Source organism: Bacillus gaemokensis (assembly GCF_001590835.1).
GTDB lineage: Bacteria > Bacillota > Bacilli > Bacillales > Bacillaceae_G > Bacillus_A > Bacillus_A gaemokensis.
The window spans coordinates 218,838-234,780 of the sequence record NZ_LTAQ01000045.1; the positions used below are offsets into that span (position 1 = coordinate 218,838).

At 34.6% G+C, this 15,943-nt stretch carries 17 protein-coding genes and 3 pseudogenes; 6 read left to right on the forward strand and 14 right to left on the reverse strand.

Annotated elements, in window-relative coordinates:
- Positions 1–90 precede the first annotated feature (90 nt).
- The 3 genes and pseudogenes from AZF08_RS22465 to AZF08_RS22475 form a co-directional block, all read right to left on the reverse strand.
- The gene (locus tag AZF08_RS22465) at positions 91–1,209 is read right to left on the reverse strand and encodes an RNA-guided endonuclease InsQ/TnpB family protein (protein WP_033673954.1); all 1,119 of its coding nucleotides are present in this window, start codon (positions 1,207–1,209) and stop codon (positions 91–93) included.
- Positions 1,181–1,764 (reverse strand): annotated as a pseudogene (locus tag AZF08_RS22470) (IS607 family transposase). The gene AZF08_RS22465 and the pseudogene AZF08_RS22470 overlap by 29 nt, the downstream one beginning before the upstream one ends.
- Before the next feature lie 80 nt (positions 1,765–1,844).
- A complete protein-coding gene (locus AZF08_RS22475) occupies positions 1,845–3,080 on the reverse strand; it encodes a metallophosphoesterase family protein (RefSeq protein WP_033673955.1) in 1,236 nt (411 codons plus the stop codon).
- Positions 3,081–3,250: 170 nt separating this feature from the next.
- Here AZF08_RS22475 and AZF08_RS22480 point away from each other — a divergent pair, with 170 nt between their 5' ends.
- Positions 3,251–3,436 (forward strand): YhzD family protein, encoded by a 186-nt coding sequence (locus AZF08_RS22480; RefSeq protein ID WP_033673956.1) that lies wholly within the window; start codon positions 3,251–3,253, stop codon positions 3,434–3,436.
- Between the two features lie 26 nt (positions 3,437–3,462).
- Here AZF08_RS22480 and AZF08_RS22485 read toward each other — a convergent pair whose 3' ends face one another.
- Entirely contained in the window at positions 3,463–3,822 is a 360-nt protein-coding gene (locus AZF08_RS22485) for a hypothetical protein (protein ID WP_033673957.1), read from the reverse strand.
- A gap of 154 nt (positions 3,823–3,976) precedes the next feature.
- On the opposite strand from AZF08_RS22485, the gene AZF08_RS22490 reads away from it, so the two are divergent.
- Positions 3,977–4,117, forward strand: a complete 141-nt coding sequence (locus tag AZF08_RS22490; RefSeq protein WP_063177373.1) for a YflJ family protein — start codon at positions 3,977–3,979, stop codon at positions 4,115–4,117.
- 87 nt (positions 4,118–4,204) lie between these two features.
- Here the strand turns inward: AZF08_RS22490 and AZF08_RS31545 are convergent, their stop codons facing one another.
- The 7 genes and pseudogenes from AZF08_RS31545 to AZF08_RS32410 form a co-directional block, all read right to left on the reverse strand.
- On the reverse strand, positions 4,205–4,651 hold the full coding sequence (locus tag AZF08_RS31545) for an Ig-like domain-containing protein (RefSeq protein ID WP_051725689.1): 447 nt from the start codon (positions 4,649–4,651) through the stop codon (positions 4,205–4,207).
- 254 nt (positions 4,652–4,905) lie between these two features.
- Entirely contained in the window at positions 4,906–5,346 is a 441-nt protein-coding gene (locus AZF08_RS22500; RefSeq protein WP_033673959.1) for a hypothetical protein, read from the reverse strand.
- Between the two features lie 207 nt (positions 5,347–5,553).
- Positions 5,554–6,198, reverse strand: coding sequence for a response regulator (locus tag AZF08_RS22505; protein ID WP_033673960.1), 645 nt, complete (start codon positions 6,196–6,198; stop codon positions 5,554–5,556).
- A complete protein-coding gene (locus tag AZF08_RS22510) occupies positions 6,188–7,405 on the reverse strand; it encodes a sensor histidine kinase (RefSeq protein WP_033673961.1) in 1,218 nt (405 codons plus the stop codon). The genes AZF08_RS22505 and AZF08_RS22510 overlap by 11 nt, the downstream gene beginning before the upstream one ends.
- Before the next feature lie 253 nt (positions 7,406–7,658).
- On the reverse strand, positions 7,659–7,781 hold the full coding sequence (locus tag AZF08_RS29190; protein WP_082793732.1) for a heavy metal-binding domain-containing protein: 123 nt from the start codon (positions 7,779–7,781) through the stop codon (positions 7,659–7,661).
- Positions 7,759–7,962: pseudogene (locus tag AZF08_RS32405) on the reverse strand (heavy metal-binding domain-containing protein); the annotation flags it as partial. The pseudogene AZF08_RS32405 and the gene AZF08_RS29190, both read right to left, overlap by 23 nt.
- Complete coding sequence (locus AZF08_RS32410) at positions 7,949–8,170, reverse strand: heavy metal-binding domain-containing protein (RefSeq protein ID WP_063177375.1); 222 nt, start codon at positions 8,168–8,170, stop codon at positions 7,949–7,951. The gene AZF08_RS32410 and the pseudogene AZF08_RS32405, both read right to left, overlap by 14 nt.
- 515 nt (positions 8,171–8,685) lie before the next feature.
- Here AZF08_RS32410 and AZF08_RS22525 point away from each other — a divergent pair.
- Positions 8,686–9,558, forward strand: a complete 873-nt coding sequence (locus tag AZF08_RS22525) for a YitT family protein (RefSeq protein ID WP_063177376.1) — start codon at positions 8,686–8,688, stop codon at positions 9,556–9,558.
- A 518-nt stretch (positions 9,559–10,076) separates the two neighbouring features.
- Here the strand turns inward: AZF08_RS22525 and AZF08_RS22530 are convergent.
- Together AZF08_RS22530 and AZF08_RS22535 are read right to left on the reverse strand one after the other, a co-directional pair.
- Positions 10,077–10,381, reverse strand: a pseudogene (locus tag AZF08_RS22530) (heavy metal-binding domain-containing protein).
- A gap of 137 nt (positions 10,382–10,518) precedes the next feature.
- On the reverse strand, positions 10,519–11,319 hold the full coding sequence (locus AZF08_RS22535) for a hypothetical protein (RefSeq protein WP_033676733.1): 801 nt from the start codon (positions 11,317–11,319) through the stop codon (positions 10,519–10,521).
- A gap of 281 nt (positions 11,320–11,600) precedes the next feature.
- Here AZF08_RS22535 and AZF08_RS22540 point away from each other — a divergent pair, with 281 nt between their 5' ends.
- Both AZF08_RS22540 and AZF08_RS22545 read left to right on the forward strand, forming a co-directional pair.
- The gene (locus AZF08_RS22540; RefSeq protein WP_051725871.1) at positions 11,601–12,200 is read left to right on the forward strand and encodes a TetR/AcrR family transcriptional regulator; all 600 of its coding nucleotides are present in this window, start codon (positions 11,601–11,603) and stop codon (positions 12,198–12,200) included.
- Positions 12,201–12,502: 302 nt separating this feature from the next.
- Positions 12,503–13,006 (forward strand): DUF2798 domain-containing protein, encoded by a 504-nt coding sequence (locus tag AZF08_RS22545; protein ID WP_033676731.1) that lies wholly within the window; start codon positions 12,503–12,505, stop codon positions 13,004–13,006.
- Between the two features lie 364 nt (positions 13,007–13,370).
- Here AZF08_RS22545 and dhaK read toward each other — a convergent pair whose 3' ends face one another.
- Positions 13,371–15,119, reverse strand: coding sequence for a dihydroxyacetone kinase subunit DhaK (gene dhaK, locus AZF08_RS28240; RefSeq protein ID WP_033676729.1), 1,749 nt, complete (start codon positions 15,117–15,119; stop codon positions 13,371–13,373).
- Positions 15,120–15,362: 243 nt separating this feature from the next.
- Here dhaK and dhaS point away from each other — a divergent pair, with 243 nt between their 5' ends.
- On the forward strand, positions 15,363–15,935 hold the full coding sequence (dhaS, locus tag AZF08_RS22555; RefSeq protein ID WP_033676727.1) for a dihydroxyacetone kinase transcriptional activator DhaS: 573 nt from the start codon (positions 15,363–15,365) through the stop codon (positions 15,933–15,935).
- The last annotated feature ends 8 nt before the right edge of the window (positions 15,936–15,943 follow it).

The window sequence follows — 15,943 nt, forward strand, 5'->3', positions numbered from 1 at the left end:
TTTGCCGGGGCTACTTTCGTTTGGTATAACACTCCACAGGCGTAAATTCGGATACAACGAATCCTACATATTAGCAGTAACGTTTTGATGTTAACTTACTAATTCATATTGCGACAAGTTGATTGCTGCGTTTAAATCCCTGTCTATTTCATGACCACAAGTACATTGGTACATTCGATCAGACAGCTTTAAATCTTTTTTGATATTCCCACAACTTGAACACATTTTTGACAACGGAAACCACTTATCAGCTTCTACAAATTCAATCCCATATTTCTCACATTTATATTGTAACTTCAGCTTGAAATCGTGTAACTTTTGCTGTGCAATTGCCTTTGATAAGTGTTTATTCTTCATCATTCCTTTGATATTCAATGTTTCCATCACAACTCTGCAAGGCTTGATTTTCACGATTGCAGTTGTTGTTTGGTGAATATGGTTATTGCGAATGTTTGCCAACCGTCGGTGTAGGTGTTGTATACGTTTTTCAAGTTTTATAATGTTGCTTGTTTTGACAAAACGGTTTCCCTCCTTATTCATTTCATATTTGCGAGAAACTTGCCGCTGTAACTTACGAAGGCGTTTCTCTGCCTGTTTTATAACTTTTGTTTTGTTAATGTTTTTAAACGTCATTCTATTCGAACAAACCGCAAGTTCTTTTACACCAACATCTATTCCAATACACTCATTTGTTAGTTTATATTGAGAACATTCTTGTTCAATCCCTATACACAAGTACCAATACTTCCCGTCAAAATTAACACGTGGGTTTGTGTACTTATCAACTATTGGAATGAGTTCAGATGTTTTTATCCATCCTACTTTTTCAATGAGAACATAATTCTTTTTTACTTTTAGTTTGACATTATCATTATAGAAAGATGGTTTAGAGCGTTTGCGACTCTTGAATCGTGGTCTGTCAGCTAATCCCTTGAAGAATCGTTTATACGCCTCACATAAATCCTTAATCGCTTGTTTCGTAATATTATTGGATACACCGTATAACCAAGCATATTCTTCTGTTTGTTTCATTTGTGTCAACTCTTTTCGAAGAACACCATCAGTGATGAACTTTCCACCTTGTTTATAATTCTCTTCTTGTTTAGCTAACGCCCAGTTATATGCCCATCGAGCTGTTCCAACGGATTTCCATGGTTGTTTCTCTTGCTCTAAAGTCGGTTTAAGAGAAACTCTCCTCGCTAATATCACTGTCCACCAACTCCTTAATCACCTTCTTAACTTCATTTGCCCTTTTTTATTGAAGTCTACAACTGAACATAGTGACAATTTAGATTAAATCTTCAACTAACTCCTGTTCCTCGGTCTTTTCAGTAGCGCCTATTATTTCTATCGTGTTTCCAAACTTAGAACAAAGGTTTTCTATCAGCTCAAATCCAAACCGAATCAACCTGTCTTTATACAGAATAACTACCTTTTCTACTTCTGAATTTGTAATCCTATCGAGTAATTGATTTAATTCCTTGTTATGATAGCTAATCCCGCTACCTATATCTGTGATAATTTCAAATCGATAACCCTTAGCAAACATATATGTTCTTAATATTATCAATCTGCCTATCTAAGTCACCTTTTTTAAGTTATATTTCATTTTTAATTCCTAAAAAGTGATTAAGCTGTTCTTGAGAGTACCACTTTTAGTTACGTGATGAGGCTTGAAATCCCCTTCTTTATCCCAGTTCCGTAGCGTTTATGTGTTTTTTTTACTATCGAATCAGCAAATTTACCAATCGTGTAATATTTCATCTATACCACCCCTCCAATTATCAAAAAATAAACATTATAATAATTAAAGAGTGTTGACTTTTATAACTTATTTTTAACTGTTATTTCCTCTCTTGCTGGAATAATTGTTCTAATATAATACTTTCCGCTTCCTTTTGAATCTCCGCTTTTTCTTCTTCTGAAAAAGTTTCAATCACATTACGCGCAATAGGAGATGTCCAAATTGTTCGTAGCACTGCATCCATATTCGTAAATGATTCTAACTCTTGCAGAACATTACCAACAAAATGATTCTCCTCTTTCAACCGTTCAATTTCCGCAAACGAAACCGTCTCATTCTTCCACTTCATAACATATACAAAATCTCTACGTTCTTCTCCCGCTGCTAAAATATGAAAAATCTCTTCCACTCGTTTCTCATCGCGCAAATAAGAAGATACTAGCCCTTGTCCTGTAAAAACAACTGTCAAAAGCGTTCCTTCCTCTTCCTTGCGCCATTCATTTATGACTTCCGTACAAGCTGACATAAGGTCATCAACCGTTTGCAGTTCATCAATCCGAATCTCTGCCTCACCCCAAACGACCTCCGCCGCACTGAAAAATGAACAAGTCGTCCCTTGCTCTGTAATCGTAACAAGATACGCACCCTTTTCTCCTGTTTCCTTCCGGTGACGCCCTTGTATATTACCTGGATAAATAATGTACGGTTCCTCTGATAAAATCTCTCTATTATGTATATGGCCAAGAGCCCAGTAATCAAATCCTTTTTCCTTTAACTCACGAATTTGAAACGGTGCATAGCGATTATGTTCTGCATCGCCTTCCACACTCCCGTGAAGCATCCCAATATGAAAAGGTGCATCACTCGTCTTTGTATATTGCGCTGTCATATTATCCGTTACCGCTTGCTGCTGGTAACTAAATCCGTAAATAGATGCAAGAAGTTCACCATCTTTATAAAATGTCTTCTCTTCTACATACGGCTCCGTAAACACATGAACATTTTCAGGAAACTCAATCGCTGCCCAGCTTCCCCCTAAGTGATCATGGTTACCATGAATGATATAAACAGGAATCTCATACTGCGAAAGCCGCTTCATCTGCTCTCTCACAAACACTTGCGCACGCAAACTTCTCGTTTCAGCATCATATAAATCTCCTGCTAATAATACAAAATCAACGCGCACTTGAATCGCCTTATCAATAATACGCTCAAACGACTGAAACGTACTTTGCTTCATTCTTTCCCAAACCGATAGCGGCACATTCATTTCCATTCCTTTAAACGGACTATCTAAATGTAAATCTGCCGCATGTATAAACTTTACTTGTTTCACAAATAAACGTTCCTTTCTTTTTTCTTACTCTATTGCAAACAGCATAACTGTTCATATATAAAAGTTTCACTTTATTTTACCACGCAATGTCACATATTTCTTTGCATATTCTATTGTTTTATGACAAAATAGTTATAAGATTCTGATTTTAATTTGGAGGGGAATTTTTCATGGGAGTATACGTTCTAACAGTCTTTGAAAAAGATGGTTCAAAAGCATTAGACGAATCATTCGAGGCCGTAACAGAAAAAGAAGCGAAATCAAAAGGGGAATCCCTTTTACGAGAAAAAGGATTATATGAAAAAACGCATCGTTGCACATCTTCAGCAGGAAAGCTCGTTTTATTCCAGCGCTAAAAAAAGAAGCGTCATCCGCTTCTTTTTCATTCCATATCTTCATCACACCACGTGAATACCACATCTAGAATCCGATTACCAATACGCACGCGCCGATTCCACTCTCCAGTTTGAATTTGGCGCTGCAATTCGAGTTTCATCTTTTCCGTCCAGTCGTGAATGGTTCCATTCCCGTCGTACGGATATACGCCCTGGAACTCTTCCTGCAGAAGACGTAAACTTTCTGCATCCAAATGAAAATGGAAAAAGTAGTTTGCGGTAAGCGATGGCTCTTGCAATCGTAAAAACGGATCGTTAATTTGCTTTCTATTTCGATAAAAAGTAAATATATTTGCCTTTCCGCTCGTAATTTGGTCAATTTGAATTTCGTGCTTCTCTATAATCACGTCTTGTCCACCTCGTTATATACTACCCTTAGTATATATGTCTTTTACACTGAAGTTAACCATTTTCACACGAAATTCATTTCCTTCATCTATTTCCCGTACCTCCAAGTAACAATCAGAACAAATAAAAACAAATTTGAAGGGGAGCGATCACATGTATTTCGGAAGTAAAGGATGGTATGTAAAAGAATTAAAAAAATTAGGTATCCGTCATTATGAAGGTAAAAAACTAGAATCATATCGTACGCATGTGTTGGCTAGTTTACTCGAAAGAGCTCAGAGAGAGTCTGCTTAATACATGAGGAGAAGCAACGTTTATTGGGACGTTGCTTCTTTCTTATTTTACTTTTCATCTACTACGCAACAGATATGACTTTCGTAGTTAATTAACATGAATAGTTATGCTATCTTGATAAAAACCATCGAATATCACTTGAGCTTTGATTATAGAATTATCTTTCAAATGATTATACGTATGTATACTAAATTTCCCATACTTATCAACCCGTCCGCTCCCAATAACCATATCGTCACCTATTAGTACAATTGTTGAATGAGGTTCCGCATGGCCTGTTACATACTTATCACTATGTGTCACAGAAGCTATCATTATTTTTGCATCAATATAACCAACTGATTGAATACATTTCTTTTCTTTCAAATTCATTTTAATCGTTCTATCTTCGTAGAATATATTTTTAATTTTTAAATCTTCCGTTCCCGAAAATTCTTGATTCATATCAGCTTTATCAGAACAGAAACTCAAATTTTTACGCCAACTAAACCTATACAATATGGCAATAATACTAATAGATGGAGCCATCTGCATTAACTGTCCCTCCATTTCTCCAAAACTACCTTCTCATTTTTGATCAATTCAAATCATGACATACAACCATATCTCACTGGAATCTGAAAACAGAATAAATTCCCCCACACTCTCTGAATCAATATAATAAAATGAATTTACAGCTATAATTTCTATTTTTTGAAAAAAGGAAACAGCTTTGATTGGTAATAAGGGACTCTTAAATATTTCCATATTGAATATAATATGTTAAGAAAAAACATTCGATTTTCCACTCAATTCCTTACTGTTAGCTTGCACAAAATATATAAAATACAGCTTTTTATTCCAGATGTAATAACAACGCTAAACAAAAGTAACCATGCTCCATTAGCTATAGATGTAATCCCTCCCTCGAATAAATCAATAATAATAATCTGACCGATTATTAAGAAGATCCAAGAGATTAAATACTGCCTTCCACTTTTGATATATAAAATCCCACCCTCGTAATAGACTTCAATTACACTCCCTTGCCAAACACCAATACAAAAAGAAAAGAGTGTAATCGCAAGTAACTCAGCTTGCAAATTCCATGTCATAGGACGCGGCATCGTGTATATAATGATTCCTGCAACAATTAGAAAAATTAAAATATCTATCCATTTTATCTGTCTAGGTTTGATTTGAATCCAAACAAAGAAAATCATTGTAGAAATGAACAACAAAGTTATCATTTAATTATTCTGTTTCCTTTCTCTATTAGAAGCGTCTGTATTTCTAATGAGATTGTATTGTTTCAATTTTTCTTGAATCTCATTTATGAAATTAAAGTTATACAATATTCAACTTTCTTGATACTCTCTGAGCATAGCATAAAGAAAAAATAAAAAAATCGTACAAAAGGGCAAGCCTACAATGTACGATTGGGCATATATAATGTTTTAAAAATGAATTAATTTTCTTTCGATAGATACAGCTACCGCTTCTGATCGTGAATTAACACCTAGTTTATTGTATATATTAGTTAAATACGCTTTTACTGTCCGCTCTGCTATCCCCATATCAAATGCAATTTCTTTGTTCTTATATCCTCGCGCAATAGCTTTTAGAACAAAAAGTTCTTTTTCTGTCAAATTATGTTCTTCAATGGTATTGGTATGTACCTTTTTTCTTTTATAATTAACTATCTTTTCCATAATATCTGGTTGTAGTAAAATCTCACCCCTGATAGCAGCTTCCAATGTTCGAAACAAATTGTCACGATCAGTATCTTTTAGTAGATATCCTTTTGCTCCTAACTCAATTCCCTTTATCATTAATTCATCTTCATTATAAGTAGTTAATATAATAATTGGAGTATTATCCTGTTTTTTATTTAAAGATTCAATTGTTTCTAAACCACTCATTTTAGGCATATTTAAGTCCATTAAAATTACATCAGGTTTCTTTTCCTCTATTAACCAAAGAGCCTCTTCTCCATTTTCAGCCTCACCTATTATTTGAAAGGAATCACTAGTTTCTATTATTAATTTCAGACCTTCTCTTACAACGAAATGATCATCAACAATTAATACATTATACTTCATATCTATCTCCTTCTTTATTCATCGGTACTTGAATATGTACTTTAGTACCCTTCATCTTTTCACTCGATATGTGTATTTCTCCCTTGATCAATCGAACACGCTCATTTAAACCAATTAAACCATAGTGTCCAGGATTCTTACCGATATACCCAGTGTCAAAACCAATTCCATTATCTTCAATTTCGATAGTGAGTTTCTCAAGGTCATACATATAATCAACTTCTATATTCACATCCGTTGCCTGTGAATGTTTCACGATATTGGTTAAACATTCACTTATTAAATATAAACAGTGTTCCTTTACTAAGTTTGAAATAAGCGGGGGACTTTGAATATTAAATCTCACATGTATAGACGTAGCCTCAGAAAAACGTTGCACTTCTTCCTCTACTGCTTCATTAAATGAATTGGTGGTATGACGCAAATCATCAATAACCAATCTTGCATCATGTAAAGTTTTTCTCGCTCTTATCATAGTTTGTTTAATAATCTCTTGAGATCGTTTTGTATTCCCTGTTTGCATATGAGCATCTATTGCTTCCAATTGCATAATTAAGCCTGCTACACCTTGCGCTAATGTATCGTGTAAATCTCTTGCCATTCGCTGTCTTTCATTGGCTAATGTCAATTCTTCCACTCTCATATATGCAGACTCTAACTCTTGAATGTATCTCTGTATGCGATTACGTGCATCAAATTGCTGCTTATTAATATAGGAAAAAGGAATAATAATTGCTAATACTAAAAGGAACATAGAGATAAGAATAGATAATTTATTCACACCATAATTGATACTAATTGCAACACAAAATATTGCATACATGAGAGTAAAAACTGCAATTACTTTAAATATCTTATTATATACATATAAGCTTTGCGCAATTAAAATGGGGGTTAATCCAACAAAAACCGCTATTGAACCATTTGGCACAATAAATGCAGCGAAAAATACAATGAAGAGTTGAATAAAAAAGAAGTACAGCAATTGACTATTCTTTAATGAACTAGCATACCAATGAAAGATTGTATGGATAACAATTATTATTGTAAAGAAAAAACTATCCATAGAGAAAATGTTATCATGAAATTCTAAAAGCATTGAAGCTATATACACGAGTGTTATCCATAAAATTATAAACCTTCTCGGAATAAACACCGCTTCTAATAAATTTGTATCCAAATCTATATTTGACTTTAATTTCTTCATATACGACCTCCACCATTAGATTATACTATAAATCGATTGTATAACATGCCCGGTGGCATTATTCTCAAATGATTAAATTAACTACTGTTACATGACAAATTTATCCTCTTACGAATTTCGTATAATCATTTAGACCACTATAAGTTATCCTGATTTTCCCCATAGAAAAATCCCCTTATAGTAAACAGATTAATGTGCTTTCTTTTTCTGTCCTATAAGGGGATCATATCATTTCATGAGATGCTTTTTTATTTTATATACGTACAGCAGTACCACTTACAGCAACCATTAACATTCCGTCACGAACGACTTCGTAGTCTACATCAATGCCAACAATTGCATTNTTTTTTATTTTATATACGTACAGCAGTACCACTTACAGCAACCATTAACATTCCGTCACGAACGACTTCGTAGTCTACATCAATGCCAACAATTGCATTTGCTCCTTTTTGCTTCGCAAGTTGTTTCATTTCTTCCATTGCAATATCACGCGCTTCTTTTAATTTACTTTCATATGCACCAGCACGGCCACCTACAACATCACGAACNTTGCTTCGCAAGTTGTTTCATTTCTTCCATTGCAATATCACGCGCTTCTTTTAATTTACTTTCATATGCACCAGCACGGCCACCTACAACATCACGAACAGAAGCAAATAAATCGCGGACAATATTTGCACCCATAATCGCTTCACCATTTACAATATCAATATATTCAATAATTTCTTTTCCTTGAATTCCAGAAGTTGTTGTTACAATCATGACTGACACTCTCCTATGATTTATAAAAATGTATTGGCATTTCTTATACCTTTATTATTACATTGAAACAACAAATGTACTATCTAATAACCTTTTTTCATTTAGTTTTCTCTCTCCTTGTCCAATCACTTAATGATGTATATTTATCTGAACATACATAAGTTTACAAGGTTTTTGAACACAATAAAGGAGAAATTCCTTGATTTTTTGTTCAATATTGTTGTGTACAGAAATATACAATTTTCTGTACACATTGTTGATTGACAATAAAGTTATTTAAAAATATGCCCGTTCTGTAATGCCACAATCGGGCCATTTTGTTGAATAACAGCTTAAAAGAAAATTGGATATCTTTTTTACATTTTAGAAGAGATTGTGAAGATTTCTACTTAAAGAAGAAAAATACTTCAAGGAGTATTTTGATGATAATATGTTAGAATAGTTATTAGGAATGAGTCTAACTGATTAAAAAATGTGTAGTAATGAAAAAAAATAGTTTGAAACGAGGAAATGATATGAGTACACTCAAAAAGCACAAGCCCAATAAACTAAAAATCATTTTACGAGCATTAATGATTATTATTGGGGGATTTATAACAGCATATGGACTAGAATCAGTATTAATCCCAAACAATGTATCAGATGGTGGTGTGACGGGTTTAAGTATCGTTAGCTCACAACTATTTGGATTACCATTAGGACTTCTAATTGCAGTCATTAACATCCCTTTTGTTTGGTTAGGGTATAAGCAAATTGGTAAAAGTTTTGCTATTTATTCGGTTATCGGTATTGCTTCACTAGCAATCGGTACTGTCCTTATGCATCAAGTACCAACTATTATTCAAGGTGATACATTGTTAGTTACCGTTGTTGGGGGAATTATCATCGGTTTTGGTATGGGGTTAGCATTGCGTAATGGTGGCGCATTAGATGGTATTGATATGTTAGCTGTATTACTTTCTCGAAAATTACCTTTTGGGACAAGTGATCTCATCTTATTTTTAAACATGTTTGTCTTTATTTTTGTTTCAACAGTATTTGGTCTTCAAGGAGCTATTCTTTCGGCAATTGCTTACTTTATTGCATCAAAAGTAATTCACATCGTTGAAGTAGGTTTAAGTGGTTCTAAAACCTTTAAAATTATCACAAAGGCACCTGAATTAATGGTAGAAACAATTCGAGAGCGCTTAGGTCGAAGTGCAACGTATAATGAAGTTTACGGCGGTTATTCAAAGGAACAATTTAAAGAAATCACTTGTGTCATTAACCGTTTAGAAGAAAGTAAAATGAAAGAACTCATTCATGAAATTGATGAAAATGCATTTATTACCGTATATGACGTAGCAGAAGTAAAGGGCGGTAATTTCAAAAAACATGATATTCATTAGTACAACCTAGGAAAATTTTAATATAGTTTCACAAAAAATCACCTTTTTAGTTTTACTAAAAGGTGATTTTTACATTGGATATTTATGTTAATTTTCATCACCCATTGTATTGACTATAAGTACAGGTATGTGAATTACAGGACTAGGATGGTTACCCAAAATGAATGGAGTTGTCCTTTCACTTATAGGGTCTGTTATGTTATTTTTTCCATTACGTTCACTTTTACCCCCTGTACTTTTATATCACGATCTGGTTTACCTGCCATCATTGCATCTCGTGGTTTATTTATGGCTTGCTACTGGGGAACACAAACATATATATTTCTAATGCTTACATTAGTAAAAGAATTTGCAGTTGACATAGCCAGACTTGTGGTAGCATCTAATTTGTTCTACTACATATCAATCTACTGCTTTTTCTTAAATTTTATATCGTAAGTTTTCCATATAAAAATCCCCTTAGAGTATGTCTACTCTAAAGGGATGATCCTATCATTTCATGAGATGCTTTTTTTATTTTATATACGTACAGCAGTACCACTTACAGCAACCATTAACATTCCGTCACGAACGACTTCGTAGTCTACATCAATGCCAACAATTGCATTNNTTGCTTCGCAAGTTGTTTCATTTCTTCCATTGCAATATCACGCGCTTCTTTTAATTTACTTTCATATGCACCAGCACGGCCACCTACAACATCACGAACGGAAGCAAATAAATCGCGGACAATATTTGCACCCATAATCGCTTCACCATTTACAATATCAACATATTCAATAATTTCTTTTCCTTGAATTCCAGAAGTCGTTGTTACAATCATTACTGACACTCTCCTATAATTTATTGGCGCTTCTTATACCTTTATTATTACATTGAAGCAATAAATAAACTATCTACTAACCTTACAGAAAGATGACATCTTTGTAAGGATTCATAAATAAAAAGAACATTTTCCTATTAAACACTCGCTCTATTTTTTCGAATCTCAATTGTGTATAAACTATAAAGGAGCGCCCCTAAACCTAGAATTTTTTCATCCTTAGATGCATTGGAACCTAATGTAATAGTAGGCACATTTAATCCCATAAACCTTTCACTCCATTCTATGGGCATATATCCTTGCTTACCGATTACTAATGTACGTCCATCTATTGTACGAAGAGTTGTTTGAATAAAATCAAACTCTACTTCTACATCGGACAACTTCGTTTCTTTATCTGCCATCAAAGAACCACGTATCATGGTAAATCCTTGTATCATCTTTTCCTTAAACATACCAATCTGGTTATAATTCGAATCATAGATTACCCAATCATACCCATCGACTTCCTTATGAAAATATGCAAGAATTTCCCCGCTGCTCGTTTCTAATCCATACACATCTTTATTGTTTAAAAAAGGTATCATTGAAGAAAGAATGTTAGATGAAATCATCTTTGTTCCTGCAGCATATCCACCATCAGGATGATATAAACCAAATTGTTTGTTCCGTTTAGGTAATTCTAATATGACAAAAGTATCAATATCCCAAAACGTTGTATTACTTTTCACAGCATTCTTTTGTATCAAATTTCCTTTTCGTAACTGCCAAAATCCAATTCCGAAAAAGACAGAAGAAGCAATCACAATAAAGGTAACCTGTCCCCAATTAACATTTCCCCACTTCTCATACACAGCGCATAACGCAAGAATAAAAATACCGGTCCCAATTAAAAGTTTAAACTTCCCTTTTCGCTTATAATAATCAAATAATTCCATTTCTACATCTCTACCCCTTATTTGTATTTCCCAATTATTAATGTATCAAAAATAAATCATATCCTCTACCCAAAAATGACTCTGCTGCAGTATCGAAAACATCTTTTCAGTATATAATTTTGAGGCCCTTTTTATAGTCCTACTTCAACTCACGCACGTTCTATTGTCTAATTTGTGAAATTTCCTTGTAAAAGAACATAAAAAACACTTACATCATGGAGAATTATTTTGTTATACTAACAAACAGACCAGTTGGTATGTTAAGGGAGGATACATGAAACATGGATACAAAATCACTAATAATTGATACTGCTACAAATCTTTTTCAGCAGAAAGGCTATAAAAGTGTCGGACTCAATGAAATCTTAAAAGCTTGTAATGTTACAAAAGGAGCGCTCTATCATCATTTTCCAAATGGTAAAGAAGAACTATTAATTACTTGTTTACAAATCTTAAACGAAGCAATCACTACAGATATTGAGGCTATTTTCAAAGAGCATCTATCAACTAAGGAAGCCACACAATCACTGATTGATACGTTGATTCACATTTTAGAATCAGACGGTACGATTACCGGCTATACATTTAGTAGTATTGTCAGTGAAATGGCCACGGTGAATGAACCTGTCCGCAAAGCATGTAATGCGCTATATGAAAACATTCAACACATTTACTGTGCGAAACTTGTAACGGAAGGATTTTCGGATGAAACAGCTTCCGCTATTGCATTGTTGATGACAGCTTCAATTGAAGGTGCGATGATGCTTTGTTTAACGCAAAAATCAACAGATCCTTTAAAAACTATAGCCAAACTATTACCAGATTCATTGGAAGCATTTAAAAAAAGTAAACAAAGAAATGAAAACAAAGTCCGATTATAACGACTCTATTAGTTGCAGGAATTATCGAGTTGTTTATTGAAACAGCCTTAAATATTGCACTTGGAGAAACGAAGCACCCTTTTTAGCATGCTTGTTACCACAATCTAGTGGTTAGTAACAGGTTATCTTTAACTTTAAGAATCGTAGTACCTGTAATGGGCATTTTGACGTAGGAATTTACAACAAGCCAAACGTTTATGCCCTCCGTCACGTTATCAATTATTGACACAATTGTGACTGCATTTGCTCTGTATTTATCGTATTACTAATGTCTAAAATAAGCTTTTGAAAGGAAGAAAACAATGAAACAAGAAACAAGATTGCCAAGAAACCGAAAGGAGGGTGCCTTGTTCGGTGCAATCATTTGTACACTAACAGTTCTGTTTATGACGTCATTAAATATCATTCTAGATGTCGGTGAATTAAATAAAAACACTGCCTTACTGATTCTTAAGGCGTTACCAATAATTTGGATTATTGTCATGATTATTGAACCGGTTCTTATTGGTCGTATTGCAGAAAAATTAGTAGGAAAATTTACAGAACCAACGGATAGCTTTCATGCAAAAATTTTATTCCGCATCTTATTCACTGTATTCGGAATGTCAGTCTCTATGACGCTTATTGGTGATATTGTAGGAAACGGGCTTCATTCTGAAGTCTTTAGCAACTTCTTAACACATTGGCCTAGAAACTTCTTAATCGCCCTAATTGCTGAAAGCTTAGTAATTCAACCAATTGCACGATTTGCGATGGTACAACTACATGCTTCTCAGGACAAAAAAAATCAAACAGTAATGATGTAACATACAATACAGCCAGCTCTCAGACGGATTGATTTGTCTGAGAGCTTTTATTTCATAATGGGTTAGCATTCATTTCCATCTCCTTCCCCGTTCGTTCAATAAAAAAATTAATTCTAAACCGTTGTTTTATCAAACTTTCATACAAAGCCACACCATGATGAGTTCTAATAAGACTAAAAGAATATAGTACGTAGTTTTCGTTAACAATAATTTTTTATCTCTATTCATAAGTCCTTCTTTATCAAAAAAAATCGTTAATGTATAGAAAAGAAGCAACGTTTATTGAACATTGCTTCTTTCTTATTTTTCTTTTATTCATCTATACAATTTGCACTTTCCAATATTTAAAAACACCGCACTGTCATTATTTTAAACTGCTAGAAAGCTCCGTAAAAATAACTCCTAGCGCAAAGGCACCAGCATCAGGATAACCTAGGCTTCTTTCCCCAACCGTACCAGCGCGTCCCATTCTAGCAACAATTTCTTTTGTATATTCAGCTCCTCTAACGGCAGCCGCTGCTCCTTTTTCAAAAGCAGTCTTAAAATCTGTACCAGCTGTAGCACTTTCTAACCAAGAATTTACACAAGGTACAAGCGCATCCACAAGCGTTTTATCGCCTACCTCTGCTCCTCTTCCGAAAGAGCGCTCACCAATAGACTGTATACCTTCCAGTGAAGCATGCAACATTTCAGCAAACTCTCCGACTGTTAATTCCATTTTTCCTTCCATAGCCTTACCTGCTGCTCGGAAAGCTCCGCCCCAAATCGGACCAGAAGCTCCGCCGCAATGTTCCATAATAACCATAGAGCACGCATCTAGAAATGTTCCTATATTTAAATGTTCTTGATCCAAAATCGATCTCCATTCTCGCTTTAATTGCTTGAATCCCTTAGCGACGCTCATCCCAAAATCGCCATCACCTGCATGCGTATCCAATTCGCAGAATGGTACTTCGTTCTTAATAATCACTTCGCTCATTTTATCTACAAGATAAATCATATTATTTAATGTGATTACCTCATTCTTGATTACAGCGTGTTCTTCCGCCGTTTCCGTCTCAAAGAAAACAGGCTTCTCTTCTTCGTGATTCTCAATATCAACGTATTCCACACTCTCAATTGGTCCATCTACCTTAAACGCAGGTGTATTACATTCTTTAGATAACAATGTTTTCAGTTCATCGTCCAGCTTCATCACTGTTAGGGAAATTCCAGCCATATCGATACTAGTCATGTAATTGCCGACAAACGTTCTATTGATTCGTATATTTCTTTTATTTAACTCTCTTGTAACCGCATTGTTAAAAAGATAAAGCTCTTGAAGCGGTGTACCGCCAAAGCCGTTTACTAGAACAGTAATTTCATCACCATCTAGTTCTAAATCTTTCACAAGGTCATTTGTCATGCGTAAAGCCAATTCGTTTGCAGTCGCAATTTTTTCTCGTCTTATGCCTGGCTCTCCATGAATACCGACGCCATATTCCATCTCATCCTCACCCAATTTGAAAGTAGGCGAACCACTAGCGGGAACCGTACAGGAAGTTAGTGCTAGACCAATCGTTCGAACATTTGCCGCTGCTTTTTCCGCTACAGCCTTGACCTGCATCAAATCCATACCTTCTTCCGCTGCTGCACCGGCTATTTTATGTACCAACACAACTCCTGCAACACCGCGACGTCCTACTGTATAGAGACTGTCTTCTACTGCAATATCATCATCTACGCGGACATATTCTACTTGAATGCCATCCTCAGTAGCTAAATGCGCTCCATTTTTAAAGTTCATTATATCTCCACTGTAATTCTTAATAATCAGCAAAGTACCTTTTTTGCTAGCTGTTTCTTTAATCGCTTGATATACCTGTATTTGCGAGGGAGAAGCAAATACGTCTCCGCATACTGCGGCATCCAGCATTCCTTTTCCTACTAACCCCGCATGTGCCGGTTCATGCCCACTACCGCCACCGCTAATTAAAGTTACCTTATTTTCGTTCATTTCTTTTTTCTTTATGACCTTATACTTTTTCAAAAACTCGAGCTCCGGATGAGCCATAACCATCCCATTACACATCTCCATAACGAGAGTTTCAGGTGTATTCATAATTTTTTTCACTTGTTATTCCTCCTCTATACGTTTTGTTATTTTCCTAAATCATTCTTCACAAACCTATCCATATACACACTTCCATCATTTGATTGATTCATAGGGGACTCCTGCCACGATACATTCCCACCTGAAGTGTGATATATTTGAAAGCGTATTATTACTAACTATAGTAAAATGAAAGCGTTTTACAGTAAACGGACAAAATCAACGATTTGTCTAAAAACGAATAAAGTTGTAGGGATGATTACAATGACCTCTTCTATCATTTCAAAAAAAATCATAGCGAACTCATTAAAAAAATTAATGGAAACAGAGCCTTTTCATAAAATATCCGTGAGTGATATTATGTTAGATTGTCAGATGCGCAGGCAAACTTTTTATTATCATTTTAAAGATAAATTTGAATTACTAAGTTGGATTTATAAAGAAGAAACGAAGGAAAATATTATAGACTTTCTTGAGTATGAGAAATGGGAAAATATTTTCGACCTATTATTTGATTACTTTCACCAAAATCAAGGGTTTTACCGAAATGCATTTAAAGTAATCGAGCAAAATTCATTTAATCACTATCTATTTGAACATACGAAAAACTTATACATCAAGATTATCGATGAACTATTAATTGGCTGTAACTTAGCAATTTCTGAGGTAAAAAAAGATACACTAGCCTCTTTTTATAGTCACGGATTTGTTGGGACGATAAAAGATTGGATTGAGAATCATTGCGCAGTAGACCCATCCATTATGTCTTCTATGATCAAAAATATGATAAACAATCAATTAGTACTTTTACTAAAGCAATCAGCAAACAAATCGTAAGGTGGAAA